The organism is Actinokineospora sp., assembly GCF_050699995.1.
In the GTDB taxonomy this organism is placed as follows: Bacteria; Actinomycetota; Actinomycetes; order Mycobacteriales; family Pseudonocardiaceae; genus Actinokineospora.
The window spans coordinates 1-20,155 of record NZ_JBOHGC010000176.1; the positions used below are offsets into that span (position 1 = coordinate 1).

The 20,155-nt window shown below is 71.1% G+C and carries 15 protein-coding genes; 13 read left to right on the forward strand and 2 right to left on the reverse strand.

The features are described 5' to 3' along the window. Positions 1-105: 105 nt before the first annotated feature. From ACRDSQ_RS09775 to ACRDSQ_RS09805, 7 genes are all read left to right on the forward strand, one after another. A complete protein-coding gene (locus ACRDSQ_RS09775) occupies positions 106-1,548 on the forward strand; it encodes a cell division protein PerM (RefSeq protein ID WP_431420526.1) in 1,443 nt (480 codons plus the stop codon). A gap of 20 nt (positions 1,549-1,568) precedes the next feature. Next, positions 1,569-2,165, forward strand: coding sequence for a phosphoribosylglycinamide formyltransferase (gene purN / locus ACRDSQ_RS09780; protein ID WP_431420527.1), 597 nt, complete (start codon positions 1,569-1,571; stop codon positions 2,163-2,165). Then, positions 2,162-3,742, forward strand: coding sequence for a bifunctional phosphoribosylaminoimidazolecarboxamide formyltransferase/IMP cyclohydrolase (purH, locus tag ACRDSQ_RS09785; RefSeq protein WP_431420528.1), 1,581 nt, complete (start codon positions 2,162-2,164; stop codon positions 3,740-3,742). The genes purN and purH overlap by 4 nt, the downstream gene beginning before the upstream one ends. Positions 3,743-4,124: 382 nt before the next feature. Further along, positions 4,125-5,027 (forward strand): hypothetical protein, encoded by a 903-nt coding sequence (locus tag ACRDSQ_RS09790; RefSeq protein ID WP_431420529.1) that lies wholly within the window; start codon positions 4,125-4,127, stop codon positions 5,025-5,027. An 83-nt stretch (positions 5,028-5,110) separates the two neighbouring features. After that, entirely contained in the window at positions 5,111-6,673 is a 1,563-nt protein-coding gene (locus ACRDSQ_RS09795; protein WP_431420530.1) for a DNA polymerase Y family protein, read from the forward strand. Positions 6,674-6,792: 119 nt separating this feature from the next. Continuing rightward, complete coding sequence (locus tag ACRDSQ_RS09800) at positions 6,793-10,107, forward strand: error-prone DNA polymerase (protein ID WP_431420531.1); 3,315 nt, start codon at positions 6,793-6,795, stop codon at positions 10,105-10,107. Positions 10,108-10,130: 23 nt separating this feature from the next. Then, positions 10,131-10,715 carry a pentapeptide repeat-containing protein gene (locus tag ACRDSQ_RS09805; protein ID WP_431420532.1) on the forward strand — a complete coding sequence of 195 codons (585 nt, stop codon included), beginning with the start codon at positions 10,131-10,133 and terminating at the stop codon, positions 10,713-10,715. A 2-nt stretch (positions 10,716-10,717) separates the two neighbouring features. On the opposite strand, the gene ACRDSQ_RS09810 is transcribed toward ACRDSQ_RS09805, so the two are convergent. Beyond that, on the reverse strand, positions 10,718-14,368 hold the full coding sequence (locus ACRDSQ_RS09810) for a glycohydrolase toxin TNT-related protein (protein WP_431420533.1): 3,651 nt from the start codon (positions 14,366-14,368) through the stop codon (positions 10,718-10,720). Between the two features lie 149 nt (positions 14,369-14,517). Between ACRDSQ_RS09810 and ACRDSQ_RS09815 the strand changes: the two genes are divergently transcribed. From ACRDSQ_RS09815 to ACRDSQ_RS09830, 4 genes are read left to right on the forward strand one after another with little or no spacing between them, the layout of a single operon-like run. Beyond that, on the forward strand, positions 14,518-15,504 hold the full coding sequence (locus tag ACRDSQ_RS09815; protein ID WP_431420534.1) for a helix-turn-helix transcriptional regulator: 987 nt from the start codon (positions 14,518-14,520) through the stop codon (positions 15,502-15,504). Between the two features lie 3 nt (positions 15,505-15,507). Next, positions 15,508-16,428 (forward strand): DMT family transporter, encoded by a 921-nt coding sequence (locus ACRDSQ_RS09820; protein WP_431420535.1) that lies wholly within the window; start codon positions 15,508-15,510, stop codon positions 16,426-16,428. Between the two features lie 13 nt (positions 16,429-16,441). Beyond that, on the forward strand, positions 16,442-17,296 hold the full coding sequence (locus ACRDSQ_RS09825) for a bifunctional methylenetetrahydrofolate dehydrogenase/methenyltetrahydrofolate cyclohydrolase (protein ID WP_431420536.1): 855 nt from the start codon (positions 16,442-16,444) through the stop codon (positions 17,294-17,296). Continuing rightward, the gene (locus ACRDSQ_RS09830) at positions 17,293-17,595 is read left to right on the forward strand and encodes a DUF3017 domain-containing protein (protein WP_431420537.1); all 303 of its coding nucleotides are present in this window, start codon (positions 17,293-17,295) and stop codon (positions 17,593-17,595) included. Before ACRDSQ_RS09825 ends, ACRDSQ_RS09830 begins: the two co-directional genes overlap by 4 nt. Here the strand turns inward: ACRDSQ_RS09830 and ACRDSQ_RS09835 are convergent, their stop codons facing one another. Continuing rightward, positions 17,596-18,372 (reverse strand): helix-turn-helix domain-containing protein, encoded by a 777-nt coding sequence (locus ACRDSQ_RS09835; protein ID WP_431420538.1) that lies wholly within the window; start codon positions 18,370-18,372, stop codon positions 17,596-17,598. Positions 18,373-18,541: 169 nt separating this feature from the next. Between ACRDSQ_RS09835 and ACRDSQ_RS09840 the strand changes: the two genes are divergently transcribed. After that, positions 18,542-19,525, forward strand: a complete 984-nt coding sequence (locus ACRDSQ_RS09840) for a malate dehydrogenase (protein ID WP_431420539.1) — start codon at positions 18,542-18,544, stop codon at positions 19,523-19,525. A 195-nt stretch (positions 19,526-19,720) separates the two neighbouring features. Continuing rightward, positions 19,721-20,125, forward strand: a complete 405-nt coding sequence (locus ACRDSQ_RS09845) for an SsgA family sporulation/cell division regulator (RefSeq protein ID WP_431420540.1) — start codon at positions 19,721-19,723, stop codon at positions 20,123-20,125. Positions 20,126-20,155 lie beyond the last annotated feature (30 nt).

The window sequence follows — 20,155 nt, forward strand, 5'->3', positions numbered from 1 at the left end:
GTCATCGACGGTGCCGCCCCGTTCGTGTGTGAAGGTGTTCACCGGATCGGCTGATGGCGGCGTGGCACCCCAGGGGTGCCATCACCCGAATGCCAGAGTGGGGCCATGGCGCTGCTGGAGACCGACCGGATCACCCCGGTGGCGCGTGCCCGGGTGCTGGCCGTCGCCGCGCTGGGTCCGCTGCTCACCGGATACGCCGCCGTCGCCGCGGTGATGGCACTGGTCACGGCGATCGCCTCCAGATCCCATTTCTCCACGGTCGGCGTCCTCATCGCCGCGCTGCCCGGGTGGCTCGCCGCCCACCAGGTCCCGCTGATCGTGCAGGGCCACGAACTCGGCGTGCTGCCGCTGCTGCCGACCCTGCTGCTGATGCTGCTGGTGGCCCGCACGGCCGCGGGTGCCGCTGAGCGTGTCGACGCCGTCGGGCTGCGCGAGACCGGTCACGTCGTGTTCGCCGTGGTTGCCGCCCATGCCGCGTTGGGCCTCACCATCGCCCTGGTCCTCGATGGCGGTCCGGTCGTCGTCGACCCGCTGGCGGGGTTCTACTACCCGGCACTGCTCGCCGGGGTCGCCGCGTGCGTCGGGCTCCTGCGCCGGTCCGGCGCCCTGGACTGGTGCGCCGAGCGCGTCGACGACTTCGCCTGGGCCGGGCTGCGGGCCGGGACGCTGGCGGTGGTCGCGCTGCTCACCGCGGGCTCGTTGGTGGTGACGTTCGGGCTGGTCACGTCCTATGGCGCGGCGAACACGATGTTCGCCGCGGACGGACCCGGCAGCGCGCTGGGGATGTTGCTGCTCTCCGCCGGATACCTGCCCAACGCCGTGATCGCGGGAACGGCGTTCATCGCGGGTCCCGGGTTCTCGATGGGCTCGGTGTCGATCGCCCCGCTCGACTTCGACGGCGGCCCGGTGCCCGCGCTGCCGCTGCTCAGCGCGCTGCCCGAGCAGGCAGCGGCGTGGTGGCTCGCCTTGTTCCTGCTGCCCGCCGCCGTCGGCGCGTTGGTGGGTTGGGTGCTGCGGTCTGTTGCGGAGTCGCCTAAAGACCGGCTGCGTTCGGTCGCCGTCGCCTCGGTCGTGGTGGCGCTGAGCTTCGCGGTGCTCGCGGGCAGCGCGGGCGGCGCACTCGCCGGCGGCCCCTTCCACCCGCTCGACCTGCGGGCCGCGCTCGTGTCGTTCGCCCTGGCCTGCTGGGTCGCGGTCCCCGGCGGCTTCGTAGCCTGGTTCGCGGGGGAGCGGCCGGTCGTCGAGGGTCCGGTGGGTCTCATTGATCCCGAGGACCCGGACGACGACGAGGACCCGGAGGACTCCGAAGACGCCGATGACTCAGAGGATTCCGCAGACGAGGCCATGGACGAAGCTCTCGAGGAGCCCGTCGAGGACTCCGTCGATGACGAAACCGACGACGAGGAGATCGTCGACGACTCCCCGGATGAACCCCCGACACAACCGAGTCGGCCGACGCCGAACCGGACGCGGGCCGCTGAACAAGATCGACTGCGGACCGCCTACGCTGGGCCTATCCCGTTCCAGCGCCGCAGGAGACCACGCTGAGTTCCCAGTTCCAGCCGGCAGTGCCTGCCAGGATCGTCGTCCTGGTGTCGGGTTCGGGCACCCTGTTGCAGGCTCTGCTCGATGACGCCGCGATACCCGCCCGCATCGTCGCCGTCGGCGCCGACCGCAAAGGCATCGAGGGACTGGCCCGCGCCGATCGCGCGAACGTCCCCACCTTCACCGTCCGCGTCGCCGACCACGCCGACCGCGCGGCCTGGGACGTCGCCCTGACCGAGGCCGTGGCGGCCTACGCGCCCGACCTGGTCGTCTCCGCCGGGTTCATGAAGATCCTCGGGCCCGAGTTCCTCACCCGCTTCGCCCACCGGGTCATCAACACCCATCCCGCGCTGCTGCCGTCGTTCCCCGGCGCGCACGCGGTCCACGACGCGCTCGCCTACGGCGTCCAGGTCACCGGAAGCACGGTCCACCTGGTCGACGGTGGCGTGGACACGGGCCCGATCATCGCCCAGGAGCCCGTCCCCGTGGCGCTCGGCGACGACGCGGCCACCCTGCATGAACGGATCAAGACGGTGGAGCGACGGCTCCTGGTCGACGTGGTCACCAGGATGGCGCGCGACGGATTCACCGTGGACGGACGAAAGGTGAGCATCCCGTGACTGGGCATCCCGAGACTGGGCAGCAGCGGAAGCCGGTTCGCCGGGCGCTGATCGGCGTGTCGGACAAGGCGGGCCTGCTGGAGCTGGCCACCGGCCTGCACGCGGCGGGCGTCGAGATCGTCTCGACCGGCGGCACCGCGAAGACCCTCGCCGACGCGGGCGTGCCGGTCACCCGGGTCGAGGAGGTCACCGGCTTCCCGGAGTCGCTCGACGGCCGGGTCAAGACGCTGCACCCGCGCGTGCACGCGGGTCTGCTCGCCGACACCCGCAACCCCGCGCACGTCGCGCAGCTCGAAGCGCTCGGCATCGCCGCGTTCGACCTGCTGGTGGTCAACCTCTACCCGTTCGCCAAGACGGTCGCCTCGGGCGCGTCGGCCGACGAGTGCGTCGAGCAGATCGACATCGGCGGCCCGGCCATGGTCCGCGCGTCGGCCAAGAACCACGGCAGCGTGGCCGTCGTGGTCGACCCGTCGCGGTACGAGTGGGTGCTCGCGGAGGTCAACGCGGGTGGCTTCACCCTGGCCGACCGGCAGAAGCTGGCGCTGGAGGCCTTCCGGCACACCGCGTCCTACGACGTCACGGTCGCGTCCTGGATGGGCAGCGTCCTGTCGCCGGACGACGAGGGCTCGGGCTTCCCCGGCTGGGTCGGCGCCACCTGGCAGCGCTCCAACGTCCTGCGCTACGGCGAGAACCCGCACCAGCGGGCCGCGCTCTACACCCAGGGCGACGGTTCGAGCGGCCTCGCGACCGCCACGCAGCTGCACGGCAAGGAGATGTCGTATAACAACTACGTCGACGCCGACGCGGCGTGGCGTGCGGCGTACGACCACGAGGCCCCGTGCGTGGCGATCATCAAGCACGCCAACCCCTGCGGCATCGCGGTCGCCGAGATCGACATCGCCGAGGCCCACCGCAAGGCCCACGCCTGCGACCCGTCGAGCGCGTTCGGCGGGGTCATCGCGGCCAACCGTGAGGTCAGCGTGGACATGGCGGAACAGATCGCCGAGGTCTTCACCGAGGTCGTGGTGGCCCCGGCGTACGCCGACGGCGCCGTCGAGGTGCTCACCAGGAAGAAGAACGTCCGCATCCTGACCGCGGAGCCGGTCCGCCGGGGCGCCGAGATGCGCCCGGTGTCGGGTGGGTTGCTTTTGCAGACTGTCGACACCATCGAAGCCGACGGCGACGACCCGGCCAAGTGGACCCTGGCGACGGGCACCGCGGTCGACGACGCCACCCTCGCCGACCTGGCGTTCGCCTGGCGAGTCTGCCGAGCGGTGAAGTCCAACGCCATCCTGCTGGCGAACGACGGCGCCACGGTGGGAGTGGGCATGGGCCAGGTCAACCGAGTCGACGCGGCCCGCCTCGCGGTGGCCAGGGCGGGCGAGCGAGCCGCGGGTTCGGTGGCCGCGTCGGACGCGTTCTTCCCGTTTCCCGACGGCCTTGAGGTCCTGCTCGAAGCGGGGGTCCGCGCGATCGTCCAGCCCGGCGGCTCGGTCCGCGACCCCGAGGTCATCGCGGTCGCGGAGGCGGCGGGCGTGCCGGTGTACCTGACCGGGACGCGGCACTTCGCGCACTGAGTTGTTCAAAGCAACTAACCGTGTGGCCTGGCCTTTTGGTCAGGCCACACGTGTTCGTGGGGCGGTGTTGACAAGCCTTCGGCGGGCTCGTATGGTCTGCGGTATCGAACATGCGTTCGAACGGGGTGGGCGGAGTCGAGGCCACTCGCCCCGCCGCCGTCTCCCCACGGCACTCGCGTAACTGAGCGGTACGCGCAGCAGGCGCGGGGAGGTGTGGGCGGTGCGGTCGCTGACTGCTTTCGGCGCGGGGAAGAACCCGGAAGCGGTCAGCGACCCTGCCCTCGACCATGCTGTCTTGGACACGGCAGTGCCGGCTCATCGCCCCAGTCTCTTCACCCCCGACGACCTCCGCGCTGCCTTGGCAGCCTTGGATCCTCGATCCGTGCGCCGAACAGGACGCGTCGAGGCCGTCACCTTCGATTCGTCCCCGGTCGATCCGACCGAGGGCACCCTTGACTTCGGCGACCGCGAGGACCGCGTTAGCGACCCCCGGCCCGCCGATGTGCGCGCTTCCTCCGGCGTCCAAGCGCCGAATCCCTCGGCGGTCCGCCACTTGGGCCAACGCGATCCGGGCCCTCCCCAAGTTCGCCGCATACCCCGAGACGCTGATCCAGGCGCCGCCGTCGCGCTCGATTCGTCCGTCCGCCTCGCCTGGTCCGGCCATGCGCACACCGTCCACCGCGACGGTCCCCCCGAGCCGCGCGTCCTCCCTATTCGCGAGGACCTCGCCCCCCTCTTCCCCTGGGGCGGTCTCCGCCGCGGCGGCACCGTGGCCGTGCGCGATTCCGCCGCGCTGCTGCTGACCCTGCTTGCCGAGCCCACCGCGAACGGGTCCTGGGCCGCGGTCGTCGGCATCCCCGACCTCGGTGTCCTCGCCGCCGCCGAACTCGGTGTCGCGGTGGACCGGCTCGCCCTGGTGCCCGACCCTGGCAACGATGTCGTCGCCATCGCCGCAGCCCTGCTCGACGGGTTCGACGTGGTCGCCATCGCCACCCTCAAGATCACCGACGCGCAGGCTCGCAGACTTTCCGCGCGGGCGCGCAGTCGTGGTGCCGCGCTCGTCGCGTTCGGCGCCTGGCCGGGCGCCGATCTCGAGCTGCGGTGCACGCGCGCCCGCTGGTCGGGCCTCGGCGATGGACACGGCCAACTCCGGGCCCGCCTGGTCGAGGTCCACGCCCGAGGCCGGGGGTCCGCCGCCCGACCGGTCCGCGCCCCTCTTGCCCTCCAGGGCACCCCGTTCACTCCGCCTCGCGGCCCTTGTCCACAGCTGGACAAGACCGGTTGACACCTCTCTGTGTCGAACGTATGTTCGAACCAAGCGAGTCGTCTCCCCACGATGAGCACCCGATCAACCCCTTGGGGAGAGCGATGCCCGCCGTCCGTCTGCTCGTCGTCTGGTGCCCCGACTGGCCCGTCGTCGCCGCGAGCACGGTCGCCGGCCTGCCGCTCGACACCCCTGTCGCCGTCTTCGCCGCCAACCGTGTCGTCGCGGCCAACGCCCGGGCCCGAGCCGACGGCGTCCAGCGGTCGATGCGCCGCCGGGAGGCGCAGAGCCGCTGCCCAGACCTGGTCGTCTTCCTCGACGATGTCGACCGCGACGCCCGGATGTTCGAGCCGGTGGCCATGGCGGTCGAGGAGTTGGCCGTCGGTGTCGAGGTGATCCGGCCCGGAATCGTCGCCGTACCCGCGCGCGGGCCCGTCGGCTACTTCGGTTCCGAGGACGCCGCCGCCGAACGCCTCATCGATCAGGTCGCCGCCCGAACCGGCGCCGAGTGCCAGATCGGCATCGCCGACGGCCTCTTCGCCGCCACCCTCGCCGCCCACCGAAACCAACTCGTCCCGCCGGGCTGCAGCCCGGAATTCCTTGCCCCGCTGACCATCCGCGAACTCGAACCGGGCAGGCCCGACCTTGTCGACCTGCTGCGCAGACTCGGCATCCGCACCCTCGGCGCGTTCGCCGCCCTGGACCCCGGCGACGTCTCCACCCGGTTCGGCGCCGACGCCAAGCTCGCCCACCGCCTGGCGAGCGGCCTGCAAGAGCGGCCGCCCTCGCGCAGACGCCCCCCGGCAGACCTGTCGGTCACCCACAACCCCGACCCGCCCATCGACCGGGTCGACGCCGCCGCGTTCGTCGCCCGCACGCTCGGTGAGCGCCTCCACGCGGGCCTGGCCGCGCACGGTCTCGCCTGTACCCGCCTGGGCATCCACGCGAGCACAGCCAACGGCGAGACCCGCGGCCGCGTGTGGCGCTGCGCCGACCCGCTCACCGCCTCCGGCATCGCCGACCGCGTCCGCTGGCAACTCGACGGCTGGTTGCGCGGCGGCACCGGCCGTCCCTCGGCGGGCATCACGGTCCTGCGTCTCGAACCGGAGGAAACGGTCGACGGCCGAACCCTGCAACTCGGCCTCTGGCAGGGTGGCCACGACGAACAAGCCGAACGCGCCGCCCGCGCCATGGTTCATGTCCAAGGCCTCCTCGGCCCTGACGCGGTCCTCACCCCGGTCCTCACCGGCGGTCGCGGCCCCGCCGATCAGGTCCACCTCGTCCCGTGGGGCGACGAGCGCGTCCCCCCGACACCTCCTGACCGCCCGTGGCCCGGCCGATTACCCGCTCCGTCGCCCGCCACCATCCCCGTCCGCCCGCTGCCCGCGTCGGTGTGCGACGAGGCAGGCGTCGAAATCGGGGTCACCGGCCGATTCCGTCTCACCGGCGAGCCCGCCCACGTGGCTTACGGCGGTGGACGCCCGCGCGCGGTCGCCGGTTGGGCCGGGCCGTGGCCCGCCGACGAACGCTGGTGGGACCCGGATTCCGCCCGCAGGCGGGCCCGCCTGCAAGTGCTGTTGGCCGAACAGTCCGAAGAGGACAGCCAGGAGGCGCTCCTTCTGGTGCGTGAGAACAAAACATGGTCCGTAGAAGGGATATACGCCTGATGCCATACGACGAAGACCCGCTCACCGCCATCGACGGGGTCGACTGGATCGACTGGATCGACCTGATCCCGCTGCCGCGCCGCTCGCCCGAATCCCTCTCGCCCTGACCGGGTGCGCGGATGGGATGGAACAACCCGCCCGTTCGGTGGTCGGAACTCGAGCGCATCCTCTCCGGCAGGCCGCCGGAGGTCGGCGACGGCGGTGACAGCCCGGGCTGGACCCGTCGCCGCGACCGCTACGTGCCGCCGATGGGTGTCGGGCCGCCCGGCGTCACCGACCAGGCCGATGGGGATTCGCGGGTGCCGTACGCGGAGCTGCACTGCCATTCCAACTTCAGCTTCCTCGACGGCGCGAGCCACCCGGAGGAACTGGTGGAGGCGGCTTCGCTCCTCGGTCTCGACGCCATCGCGCTGACCGACCACGACGGGATGTACGGCGTGGTCCGGTTCGCCGAGGCCGCCAAGGAACTGGGCATGCGCACGGTGTTCGGCACCGAGCTGAGCCTCGGCCTCACCGGCCCGCAGAACGGTGTCGCCGACCCCGAAGGCGAGCATCTTCTGCTGCTCGCCGACAAACAGGCCGGCTACCACAGCCTGTGCCGCGTGCTCACCGCCGCGCACCTGCGGGGGGAGGAGAAGGGTAAACCGGTCTACGACTTGCTGGAGGTGGTCGAGGAGACGCGCGACGACTGTGTCGTGCTCACCGGCTGCCGCAAGGGCGGTGTGCGGCTGGCGCTCGCCGCGGGCGGCCCGCAGGCGGCGTTCGAGCAGCTCAGGCTCCTGTCCGCGGCGTACGGACCGGACCGTGTCCACGTCGAACTCGTCGACCACGGCATGCCAGACGACACCGACCGCAACGACCTGCTCGCGGGCATGGCGGCCGACCTTGGCCTGCCGACGGTCGCGACGAACGCCGTGCACTACGCGCACCCGTCGCGAGGGCATCTCGCGGCCGCGATGGCGGCGGTGCGGGCCCGGCGCAGCCTCGACGAGCTGGCGGGCTGGCTGCCGCCCTCACCCACCGCCCACCTGCGCACCGGGCAGGAGATGGCCGACCGGTTCGCCCGCTACCCGGGCGCAGTGCAGCGCGCCGCCCTGCTCGGCGTGCAGCTCGCGTTCGACCTGCACCTGGTCGCGCCGAAGCTGCCGCCGTTCGACGTGCCCGACGGCCACACAGAGGTCACGTTCCTGCGGAAGCTGACCTACGAGGGCGCCGCGGCCAAGTACGGCTCGTCGGCCGAACGCCCGCGGGCCTACGCGCAGCTCGCCCACGAACTCCAGGTCATCGAGGAACTCGGTTTCCCGGGCTACTTCCTCGTCGTCTGGGACATCGTGCGGTTCTGCCGCGAGAACGACATCTTCTGTCAGGGCCGCGGCTCCGCGGCGAACTCGGCGGTCTGTTACGCGCTCGGGATCACCAATGTCGACGCCGTGCGCTGGGAGCTGCTCTTCGAGCGGTTTCTTGCCCCGGCCCGCGACGGCCCGCCCGACATCGACCTCGACATCGAGTCCGACCGCCGCGAGGAGGCCATCCAGTTCGTCTACGACAAGTACGACCGGCGCCACGCCGCGCAGGTGGCGAACGTGATCACCTACCGGGCGAAGTCGACGGTGCGCGACATGGCCAAGGCGTTGGGCTACTCGCCCGGCCAGCAGGACGCCTGGAGCAAACAGATCGACCGCTGGGGACCGTTGCAGTCCACTTTGGACGACAATCACCTCGACGTGCCTGCCGCGGTGCTCGAACTCGCCGGGCAGTTGGAGAACTTCCCGCGCCACTTGGGAATCCACTCCGGTGGCATGGTCATCTGCGACCGCCCGGTCAGCGAGGTCTGCCCGGTCGAGCCCGCGCGGATGCCCAAGCGCACGGTGCTTCAGTGGGACAAGGACGACTGCGCCGCCGTCGGTCTGGTCAAGTTCGACCTCCTGGGCCTGGGCATGCTGTCCGCGCTGCACTACGTGGTCGACCTGGTCGACAAGCACCACGGCGTCCGGGTCGACATGGGTGCGCTGGACCTCGCCGACCAGCGGGTCTACGAGATGCTCTGCCGCGCCGACTCGGTCGGCGTGTTCCAGGTGGAGAGCCGCGCGCAGATGGCCACGCTGCCCCGTTTGCGCCCCACGGAGTTCTACGACCTGGTCGTGGAGATCGCGCTCATCCGGCCGGGGCCGATCCAGGGCGGGTCGGTGCATCCCTACATCCGCCGCAAGAACGGCAGGGAGGAACCCACCGTCGACCACCCGCTGCTGAAGAACGCGCTGCGCAAGACACTCGGGGTCCCGCTCTTCCAGGAGCAGCTCATGCAGATCGCCGTCGACGTCGCCGACTTCAGCCCCGCCGAGGCCGACGAACTGCGCCGCGCCATGGGGGCCAAGCGGTCCACGCGCCGGATGGAGCGGCTGCGCGAACGGTTCTACGCCGGCGCCGCGGGCAACGGCCTCGACGAGGCGCTGTCCGCGCGCATCTACGAGAAACTCTTGGCGTTCGCCAACTTCGGCTTCCCGGAGAGCCACGCCCTGAGCTTCGCCTACCTGGTGTTCGCCAGCGCCTGGTTCAAGCTGTACTACCCGGCTGCCTTCTGCGCCGCCCTGCTGCGCGCGCAGCCGATGGGTTTCTACTCGCCGCAGTCCCTGGTCGCCGACGCGCGGCGGCACGGGGTCACCGTGCGCGGGCCGGACATCAACGCCAGCCTGGAGCACGCCGCCCTCGAACCGGTCGAACCGGGCGGCGACGAACAAGCCGTGCGCCTGGGCCTCGGCGCGGTCCGGCTGATCGGCGACGACCTGGCCAAACGCATCGTCGCCGAACGCGCTGAGGGTCCATATCTGGACATGGTCGACCTGGCCCGCCGCGTCCAGCTCACCCGTCCCCAGGTGGAGGCGCTGTCGACCGCGGGCGCGTTCGGCTGTTTCGGCCTGCTGCGCCGCGAGGCCCTGTGGGCGGCGGGCGCGGCTGCCGCCGAACGCCCGGATCGCCTGCCGGGCACCGCGGTCGGCGTGAACGCCCCGGAACTGCCAGGGATGGACGACCTCGAACTCGCCGTCGCCGACGTCTGGGCCACGGGCCTGTCGCCGGACAGCTTCCCGACCCAGTTCATCCGCGAACGACTCACCCGGCTGGGCGCTCTCACCGCAGCGGAACTATCCAAAGTGGACGGTGGAACGCGGGTTCTGCTCGGTGGCGCGGTCACCCACCGGCAGCGACCGCAGACCGCGGGCGGTGTCACGTTCCTCAACATCGAGGACGAGACCGGCATGGTCAACGTGGTGTGCTCGCCCGGGCTGTGGGCGCGCTACCGCAGGGTCGCGCGATCCAGTTCGGCGCTGCTGATCCGCGGCGTGGTCGAGAACGTCGACGGGGTGCTGAGTCTCTACGCCGACCAGTTGCAGCGACTCGACATGCGTATCCCGGCCAAGTCGCGTGACTTCCGGTGAGCGGGGCATGACAGGCTGGGGAGGTGGAGACCGGCGAGGACTACAGCGACAGCGATCTGCACGGCCGGCAGTGGGACCAGCGGCATTTCACCGACTGCGACTTCACCGACGCCGACCTCCGCGGCCTGGTGACGACCGGCTGCACGTTCACCAAGTGCGACTTCACCCGCGCCGACCTGGGGGAGTCCCGGCACCGCTCCACCGCGTTCCGGACCTGCACGTTCGACCGCACCACCCTGATGTTCAGCGAGTTCGCAGGCTGCAGCCTCATCGGTTCCACGTTCCTCGACTGCAGGCTGCGCCCGTGGACCGTGACCGACACCGACCTCACCCTCGTCGGCCTGGCCGGGGCCGCGCTGCGCAAGGCCAAGCTGACCGGCCTGCGTTTCCGCGAAGCCAACCTCACCGACGCCGACCTGCGGGAAGCCGACCTCCGCGAGGCCGACCTGTCGGGTGCCCGCCTGCGCGGAGCCAACCTCGAAGGCGCCGACCTCCGCGACGCCCGCATCACCGCCGACGGCCTGGTCCAGGCCCGCCTGCGCGGCGCCCGCGTCGACCTGCACACCGCGGTGGCGTTCGCCGCCGCCCACGGCCTGCGGATCGACTAGCCCTACGGGCGCGTCGGCGGCACCTGGTTGGGGATCTCGACCAGGTGGCCGCTCTCGATGAGTTCCGCGATGGACCGGTTGAACACGAACGCCGTCCCACCGCCGGGCTGCTCGAACCACGGAATCGCGACCCCCGTCAACGCCTCCGTAGGACGTTGCACGCGGTACACGCGGTAGGGCCTGCTGACCCAGTCCGGCACCAGCGACCGCCGCTCGAACGGCGTGCCCGCCGCGTAGGTCAGGTTGCCGGTCGGCTCCCCGTAGCGGTCGATCTCGGTGCCGGGCGGCAGTTCGGTCAACGTCTTACCCCGGAACAACGTGAGCGGCGGGTCGCCGGGTAGCGGCTGGATAGCCCAATCCTGAGGCTTCACAACCGAATCAGACCCAGGTGACGACGAACCTCCGCCGGTCTGCTGCCCCCCGCCAGCCGCGGGACCCCCGACGCGACGGGGAGAGGCCACACCAGCGGGCTCCCCGCCAAACCGGGAACCACCACCGGAGTCACCGCCACCGAACTGCCCCCCACCCACAGGAGCCGTGTCGCCTGCGGTTTGGCCACGCCCAAACGGCGCGCCATGAGCCGATGCCGTCTCGGCAGTGGTTTGCCCAGCGAACTGCGCGCCATGCGCAGAAGCCGCGTCACCGACAGGTTCGCCGCGGAACTGCGAGCCATGCGCAGAGGCTGTGTCGCTGGGTTCGCTGCGGAGGTGGGGGTCGGGTGTGGGGGTTGTGTCGTTGGCGGGTTGGCCGCCGAACTGTGCGCCATACGCAGAGGTCGCGTCGCCGGCGGGTTCGCTGGCGAAGTGCGTGCCGTGTTCGGAAGCCGTGTCGCCGGGGGTGTGGGCGGCGAACTGTGTGTCGTGCGGGGAAACCAGGTCGCCAGCAGGTTCTTCATCGGCACGTGGCTCGAAAGCGCCGAAGTCACCGCCCTCGGGTTCGGGTCGGTGGTCGGCGGAGGCGGTCGTGCCGTCGTGGTCGCCGAACCGTTCCAGTGGGCCGGTGGGTGCGTCGTCGGGATCGGTGTCCGCGCGGGTGAACAGCGAACCCGGTGCCGATTCCGCGTTGGCAGCCGCAGGTTCCCTGCCCGCAAACGCCGCGTCGGTGTTTGGCTGTTGGCCAACCCCATCGTCGACGGATGCCGGTCGGCCGTCGAAGGTTCCGTCGGTTACCGACTGCCGATCTTCGAACCCGGGCGCTCCCCGATCGGCGAAGGTTCCGTCGTCGGCCGGGTGGTCACCTTCGAACGCGGCATCGCCAGGGCCGTGCGCCCCATCGGCCAGCGGCCGCGAGCCGAACGCGTCGACGCTTTCCTCGGCTGCCTGCTGGTGATCGGTGAACGCCTGGCCGTCGGTGGCCTGCTCGAAACCGCTGTCAGTCGCCGACTCAGTGAACGCGCTGTCCTCCGCGGACTGGCCGCCGGTGAACGGCTCTGAGCGCTCATCGCCGAAAGCGGCCGCGCCGCGCGCGTCGCGTTCGTCGAAGGCGACCTCGGCTGCGGTGTGTCCATCGTCGAACGCGCTGTCGTTCGCGGCGTGGCTGTCGTCGGCGAGGGACAACGCGCTGTCGGGCTCGTCGGCGGACCTGGCGCCCAAGCGCGGCGTGGGGCGTGGGGCGGCGCGCCGGTGCTGGTACTCGTCTTCGTCTTCGTCATCGTCGAAGACCGGGGTGGAGCCGGTGGCGGTGAAGTTGGTGTGCTGTGGCCGGAAGAGGTCGTCGGCGGGGCGCGACGGGCGGAACAGGTCGTCGCCCGCCGGTGCCGGTGGTGTCACCGACCGCCGGGGGCGGTGCTCGTACTCGTCATCGTCGTCGTCTTCCAACTCGGCCAGGGACGCACGCATGGTCGACTGCGGGGGCTCGACCGGCTCCAGCAAAACCTTGCCCAGCAGGAAGGCGGACGCGTCCGCGAAGTCCTCGAACTGCCGTGGCGCGCTGAACCCGCCGTCGAACCAGCCGACCCGCCACCCCTCGTCGGACTGCTCCAGCACCCACGCGGCCGACTCCGGCAGCGCACCGATCCGGTATCGCGACTCGGGGACACCGAGCGTGCTCAACCGTGCCTGAAGCTGGTCGAACCGAGCCGCCACCCCCGGCGCGACCGGCACCCGGGGGGTGGACACCGCGTCGGCGCCAACGGCGGCACTCGACGGCGCCGCGTCGGCCACAGGCTCGCTGGACGGCGTCTCCTGCGGTTGCTCGGGAACGGGATTGGACCAGCCCGCAACGGATTCGGAAGGAGGATCACCGGCGGGCAGCCCGTGTTCGTCCTCTTCCTGCCCTTGGTCGACGCCGCCCGCCCAGCTTGGGGCATCGGCGGCGGGAGTCTCTTCGTCGGCAGGCGCGGCGGCTTCGGGCTCAGGCTCCGGTTCGGGCTGCGCCGATTCGGTCGGGAACCAACTGCCCGGAGAGGAAGCAGGTACCTCAGCCGACCAGTCGAACGCGGGCGGCGGATCCGAAGGGACCACCGCACTGGCACCGGCACCGGCACTGTCCGAGGCGGGCTCGGGGAACCAGCTCTCCACCTCCCGCTCGATCGGCGCCGTCGCGTGCGTGCCCGTGGGCTCCGAAGGCGCGTGCGTCGGCGACCACGCCGCCGTCGTCTCCGGCGCCCGCTGCGGCGCCGCGTCCTGGGTGGGCGCGTGGCTGGTCGCCGGCGTGCGGTCGATTGGCTCAGTCGTGTGCACCGGCTCCTCGACCGGGGGCTTCGCCCGGTTCCCGAATCCGACCTGGACCGGGATCGGCGGCACCGGCCCGTCCGGCCCCATGATCGGCGGCGGACCCGAAGGCGCGGGCACGGGCACGGGGGCAGGCGCGGGGGCAGGCGCCGGACGCACACCGTTCGGCGGCCTGCGCGGCCCGCGTCCGAGGAACGACCCGGCCGCCGCCCGGGCGGACTCGTCGACCTCGGGCAGGGTGAACTCCACCCGCCGGAGGTGTTCGAGCAGGTCCGGGTCCGGCGGGACGCTGTGGGTCCGCAGGTAGTAGTTCACCGCGGCGGGCCAGATCCACGCGCCGTCGGTGTGGAACGCGACCGGGACCGACTGCCGGGCCTCGTCGTCCAGATGATCAGTGTCGAACCCGCGCGCGGGCAATGCGAGGGGCGCGCCGTCGAGGTAGCGCAGGATGTTCTCGCGCTCGCCTTCGTCGATCGGCGGCCGGTTGATCACCGGACGCCCACCGGCGCCGGGTCCGTCGAAGATCCGCGCGACCCGGAACGGCGGCATGAGCCCGGCCATCCGACGCATCAGCCACTCGGGCACGTTCTGCTCGTCGCGGGGGAAGGTCCGCAGATCGTCGGCGTACGCGGGCGGCGGTGGCGGGTTCGTCCAGCGCGGCTCGTCGCGGTCGTACTCGAGGCTGTACGCCGAGGGCTGGTCGAGTTGGTAGCGGGCGTTGTACCAAGTCCCGCGACCGTCCCGGTACATCCCCGACCGCAGCCGCCCGAAGAGCACGGCGATCTCCGGTGAGACTTTCAACTCCTCGGTCGTCTCATCAGCGAAGATCACTTTGCCGACCGCTTCCGCGTACCGACCCAGCGCGCGGTAGTCGACAGTGATGGAATGCCAGTCCGCGGGTGCCGCCCGGAGCAACGCGAGCCCGATCTGCTTGACCAGGGCATCCTGTTCCGTTGGGTTCAGCTGCGTCGGTTGTGCCACGTGGACATCTTCTCCTGTCGACAGGCCCTTGGCATACGGTGGATCGTGCGTCGAGCCTCTGCCTGCGACGATGACGGACGGTTACCAGCCTGTCCGGTAGCCCGGCAACCTGTTTGTGTCACCGTCACAGTTGTGCCAACCTTCCCGGCATGTCCGAGGGCGATCTCGCGCCGCACCTTTCTCGACTCGGCCTGCCCGAAGACGAGATTCGCAGCTACCTCTATCTCCTGCGCACCGGCCCCTCGACAGCCGAGGAGATCGCCGTCGGCGCCGCGGAGCCGCTCGAGCTTGTCCAGCACAGTCTGCGCACCCTCATCGACGCCGGTCTGGTCGGAGCCGGCGGCCCGGACGGCCGGACCATAACCCCTGTGCCACCCGCGTCGGGACTGCAGATCCTCAGCCGACGCCGTGAGTCCGAACTCGAGCAGGCCAGGGTGGCCACGCTCAACGCCTACGACACGTTCCGCCGCGCGATCTCCCCGCAGCGCACCGACGACCTCATCGAGGTCGTCACCGGCACCGCGATCGCCCAGCGCATCCAGCAGATGGAGCTCAGCGCGCGCAAGGAGGTGCGGCGGCTCGACTCGCCGCCGTACTTCACCGAGGGCCACATCAACAACGCCGAGCTGGAGCAGCTCAACCGCGGCGAGGTCACCTACAAGGTCGTCTACGCGCGCGCCTCGGTCGAGGACCCGGGCCGCTACGCGCAGAACATCCAGCCCTGTGTCGCCGCGGGCGAGCTGGCCCGGGTGCTGCCCGAGGTGCCGGTGAAGCTGACGATCATCGACCAGCAGTTCGCGACCGTCTCGCTGCCGGTCGCCGAGGCCGACGTGAACCGCTCGCTGCTGGTGGTCCGCCCGAGCAGCCTGCTCTCCGCGTTGGTCGGCCTGTTCGAGGCGTCGTGGCGGCTCGCGGTCCCGTTGCACGGGGCCGCGCGCGCGTCCTCCGCGGTGCAACCCATCGAGCAGCGGCTGCTCGGGTTGCTCGCCGCGGGCGCCAACGACGACTCGATCGCCCGACAGCTCGGCGTCAGCAGGCGGACCGTGTTCCGCCACCTGCAGCGGCTGATGGACCACGCGGGCGCGACCACCCGGTTCCAACTCGCCGTCCACGCCGTCCGGCACCGCTGGATCTAGCGAATGTCACGTCCTCTGGGTGCCGTCGTCGCCACCCTCGGCGGAGTCGTGCTCGCGGCTCAGTCCCGGATCAACGGCCAGCTGGGGAGCCTCCTCGGCGACGGCCTGATCGCCGCGCTGATCTCCTTCGCCATCGGTCTGGTGATCCTGGTGACCGCCGTCGTCGCGATGCCGACCGCGCGCGCGGGCGTCGCCCGGTTCCGCGAAGCAATCGCCACAAGACAGCTCCGCCCTTGGCAGTGTCTGGGCGGCGCGGCGGGCGCTTGGTACGTGACGTCGCAAGGCCTGACCGTGACCCTGCTCGGTGTGGCGGTCTTCACCGTCGCCGTGGTCGCGGGCCAGGTCGTCAGCAGCCTCGTCGTCGACCGCGCGGGCATCGCCCCCGGGGACGCGCAGGCGATCACCGTGACCAGGGCGGTCGGCGCCGCGCTGGCGGTAATGGCGGTCGGCATCGCCGTGTCCGACGAGTTCAGCCGCCCCGGCCACCTCTGGCTCGCGCTCGTCCCCGCCCTCGCCGGCGTCGGTCTCGGCTGGCAGCAGGCGGTCAACGGCCAGGTGCGCGCGGCGTCGGGCAGTGTGGCGTTCGCCTCCATGCTCAACTTCGCGGTCGGCCTGACCGCGCTGGTCCTCGCGTCCACTGTGGACCTCGCGGTCCGCGGGCTGCCGAATTCGCCGCCGACCCAGTGGTGGCTCTACGCCGGTGGCGCGCTCGGCGTCGTCGCCCTGTCGACGGCGGTGTTCGCCGTGCGCCTGGTCGGTGTCCTGATGGTCGGCCTGTGCGCCGTCGCGGGCCAACTCGTCGGCGCCCTGCTGCTCGACGTGCTCGCGCCGCCGCCCGGCGAAGGGGTCGAGCCGACGACCGTCGTCGGGGTCGTGCTGACTCTCGCGGCGGTGGGTATCGCCGCCGTTCCGCGTCGCGAGTGAGAGGATGGGGTACGTGACCGCGACGATCCTTGACGGCAATGCCACCCGAGACGCCATCCTCGCCGAGCTGCGCGGGCGGGTCGACGCGCTCGCCGAGCGGGGCGTGGTCCCCGGCCTCGGCACCGTGCTGGTCGGCGACGACCCCGGATCGCAGTCCTACGTCCGCAGCAAGCACCGGACCTGCATGAAGATCGGCCTGAACTCCATCCGCCGCGACCTTCCGGCGCACACCACGCAGGCCGAGCTCGAAGCCGTCATCGACGAGCTCAACGAGAACCCGGACTGCACCGGCTACCTGATCCAGCTGCCGCTGCCCGGCCACCTCGACGCGGGCGCCGCGCTGCAGCGGGTCGACCCGGCGAAGGACTCCGACGGCCTGCACCCGACCAACCTCGGCAAGCTCGTCCTCGGCGACGCCGGCCCGCTGCCGTGCACGCCGGTCGGCATCGTCGAGCTGCTCCGCCGCTACGACGTCCCGCTCGCGGGCGCGCGCGTGACCGTCGTCGGTCGCGGCGTCACGGTCGGGCGCCCCCTCGGGCTGCTGCTGACCCGGCGCAGCGAGAACGCGACCGTCACCCTCTGCCACACCGGGACCAAGGACCTCGCCACCGAGGTCCGCCGCGCCGACATCGTCGTGGCCGCCGCGGGCAACGCCGGTCTCATCACCGCGGACATGATCAAGCCCGGCGCGGCCGTGCTCGACGTCGGCGTCACCCGCACCGACCAGGGCCTGGTCGGCGACGTCCACCCGGATGTGCGCGAGGTGGCGGGCTTCCTGGCTCCGATGCCCGGCGGCGTCGGCCCGATGACGATCGCCATGCTCATGCGCAACACCGTCGAGGCGGCTGAGCGGAACCTGTCGGCGTGACCGGGGGACCGCAGCGCACCGGCAAGCACCCCGCTCTCGTCCACCTCCCGTTCGGGCTGGTCATGGCGGTGGTGGTGCTCGGCCTCGTGCGGATCACCCAGTACTACTGGCGCGAGGGCACGGTGTGGATCGGCCTCGCGCTGCTCCTCGCGGCGGGCCTGCGGGTGCTGCTCCGCGACGAGCAGGCGGGCCTGATCGCGATCCGCGGGCGCGCCGTGGACGTGTTGAGCTACGGCTTCTTCGGGGTGATGGTCATCGCCGTCGCGATGACCATCGAGGGCGGCCCGCTTTCCCGCTGATCAGGACAGCTTCTCCAACAGCGTCATCGACTCGTCCTGGGTCAGCGCGACGCTGAGCAGTTCGACGACGATCCGGTCATAGACCCGCACCTGCGCGGTGTCCTCGATGACCGTGCTCGACGTGCGGTTCTCCAACACCACGACCGCCCCGCGCGAGCGGAACTGCATGCGCTGGAACGGTCCGCCCAGCCCCGGGTGCCCGTGCGTCAGGTCGGGGACGATCCGGATCGTCACGTTCGGCCTGGTCGCGGCCTCGCCGAGGTAGCGGATCTGCTCGCGCATGACGTCCTGGCCACCCACGGCGGTGTGCAGGGCGGTCTCGGCGATGATCGCGAAGAACCGCGGCGGGTGCGCGCGCCGCAGGATCGCCTGCCGGCGCAACCGGTTCGTGTACTGCTCCTCCAGCGCCGCCTCGTCGACCATGGTGACCTCGCGGAGCGCGGCCTGCGCGTACGGGACGGTCTGCAGCAGCGCGGGCACGATCGCCTGCTCGTAGTCGACGATCATCGTCGCCTTCGACTCCAGCACCCGCAGCGACGCGACCTGTGAACTCTCGGTGCCCTTCGCCAGCGCCAGCAGGTCTTGGCGGCGGCACCCCTGCACCCCGTAGACCTTCAGCAGGGCCGCGACGTCCTCGGGCTTCTGGGCTTTGCGCCCGTTCTCCATCCGGCTGAGCTTGGAGGTGCTGATGCCCGTCCTCGCCGTGACCTCCGAGAGGCTCAGTCCGGCTTCTTCCCGATGCCCGCGCAACTCCTCGCCGAGCAGTTCGATAACCATGGGTCGTCATGATCGACCTCACCGCCGAGTGATCCACGAAGTTAGCTCGCCTGTCGGCGGAAACCACCCGATGGGGAACACCGAGACCCTGCTCACCGCGCGCGGCGATCATCGGCAACGGCTTGGTAGCCTCCGGTTCATTCGCCTTGTCTCGGGAGGGATCCGCCAAGTGGCACCCGTCAACGTCACCGTCACCGGTGCAGCAGGCCAGATCGGCTACGCCCTGCTTTTCCGCATCGCCTCCGGCCACCTGCTGGGCCCGGACACGCAGGTCAACCTGCGGCTGCTGGAGATCCCGCAGGCCGTCAAGGCCGCCGAGGGCACCGCGATGGAACTCGACGACTGCGCGTTCCCGCTGCTCAGCGGCATCGAGATCACCGACGACGCCAAGAAGGCGTTCGACGGCGTGAACGTCGCCCTGCTCGTCGGCGCCCGTCCCCGCGCCAAGGGCATGGAGCGCGGCGACCTGCTCGAGGCCAACGGCGGCATCTTCAAGCCCCAGGGTGAGGCCATCAACGCGGGCGCCGCCGACGACGTGCGCGTGCTGGTGGTCGGCAACCCGGCCAACACCAACGCCCTCATCGCCCAGGCGCACGCCCCGGACATCCCGCGGGAGCGCTTCACCGCGATGACCCGCCTCGACCACAACCGCGCGATCTCGCAGCTCGCGGCGAAGCTGAGCGTGCCGGTCACCGAGATCAAGAAGCTCACGATCTGGGGCAACCACTCCGCCACCCAGTACCCCGACCTGTTCCACGCCGAGGTCGGCGGCCGCAACGCCGCCGAGGCCGTGAACGACGAGGCCTGGCTGGCCGACACCTTCATCCCGACCGTGGCCAAGCGCGGCGCGGCGATCATCGAGGCCCGCGGCGCGTCCTCGGCCGCGTCGGCCGCCAACGCCGCCCTCAACCACATCCACGACTGGGTCAACGGCACCCCCGAGGGCGACTGGACGTCGATGGCCATCCCGTCCGACGGCTCCTACGGCGTCCCCGAGGGCCTCATCTCGTCGTTCCCCGTGGTCTGCGAGGACGGCAAGTACGAGATCGTCCAGGGCCTGGAGATCAACGAGTTCTCCCGCGCCCGCATCGACGCCTCGGTCGCCGAGCTGGCGGAGGAGCGCGACGCGGTCAAGGGCCTCGGCCTGATCTGACCTGAGGATTTTCAACAACGAGGCCCCCATCGGTGGGGCCTCGTTTTTGTTAACTCAGATGCCGCATTTTCTGCCTGGAGTCCCCCAATCGCGTGAACATGCAGGCAGTGGCATCACAAACCGCCACAGGCGGCGTTTCCCACCTGACGGGTTCGCGAATACCAGAAGCGCAACCGGGATCAGGGAGGCGACGAGATGAACAAGAACGCAGAGCACACTGAGCAGCTCATCTCGCTCTACGGCGGCAGCACCCCGGTGCGCTCCCGGTGGACGTATCGAGCGAGCGAGCCATTCACGGTCACCGCGGCGTTCCAGACCGACCGCGACCGCTGGGTGGAGTGGATTTTCGCCAGGGACCTGCTGGTCGCGGGCCTGATCGGCCCCACAGGCGAGGGCGACGTCCGGCTGAGTCCGGAGCACACGGAAGGTCGCGCGTCGATCATCCTGGAGATCGAGTCCCCGGAGGGCCACGCCATCCTGGAGATGGAATACGAGGCCGTCGAGCGGTTCCTCACCGCCACGGCCAAGATCGTCCCGATCGGCGCCGAGAGCGACTTCTTCGACGTCGATGCCCTGATCGAGGAAATCACCAACGTGTAATTCTCACCGTTCCCGCGGCGTGCGACGGCC

What these genes read in the sequence shown, in the direction of transcription:
- ACRDSQ_RS09795 (WP_431420530.1), top strand. Translation starts at nt 5,111, where the DNA reads ATGCCCGCCGTCCGTCTGCTCGTCGTCTGGTGCCCCGACTGGCCCGTC.
- ACRDSQ_RS09835 (WP_431420538.1), bottom strand. Translation starts at nt 18,372, where the DNA reads ATGGTTATCGAACTGCTCGGCGAGGAGTTGCGCGGGCATCGGGAAGAA.
- ACRDSQ_RS09845 (WP_431420540.1), top strand. Translation starts at nt 19,721, where the DNA reads ATGAACAAGAACGCAGAGCACACTGAGCAGCTCATCTCGCTCTACGGC.
- ACRDSQ_RS09820 (WP_431420535.1), top strand. Translation starts at nt 15,508, where the DNA reads ATGTCACGTCCTCTGGGTGCCGTCGTCGCCACCCTCGGCGGAGTCGTG.
- ACRDSQ_RS09815 (WP_431420534.1), top strand. Translation starts at nt 14,518, where the DNA reads ATGTCCGAGGGCGATCTCGCGCCGCACCTTTCTCGACTCGGCCTGCCC.
- ACRDSQ_RS09800 (WP_431420531.1), top strand. Translation starts at nt 6,793, where the DNA reads ATGGGATGGAACAACCCGCCCGTTCGGTGGTCGGAACTCGAGCGCATC.
- ACRDSQ_RS09775 (WP_431420526.1), top strand. Translation starts at nt 106, where the DNA reads ATGGCGCTGCTGGAGACCGACCGGATCACCCCGGTGGCGCGTGCCCGG.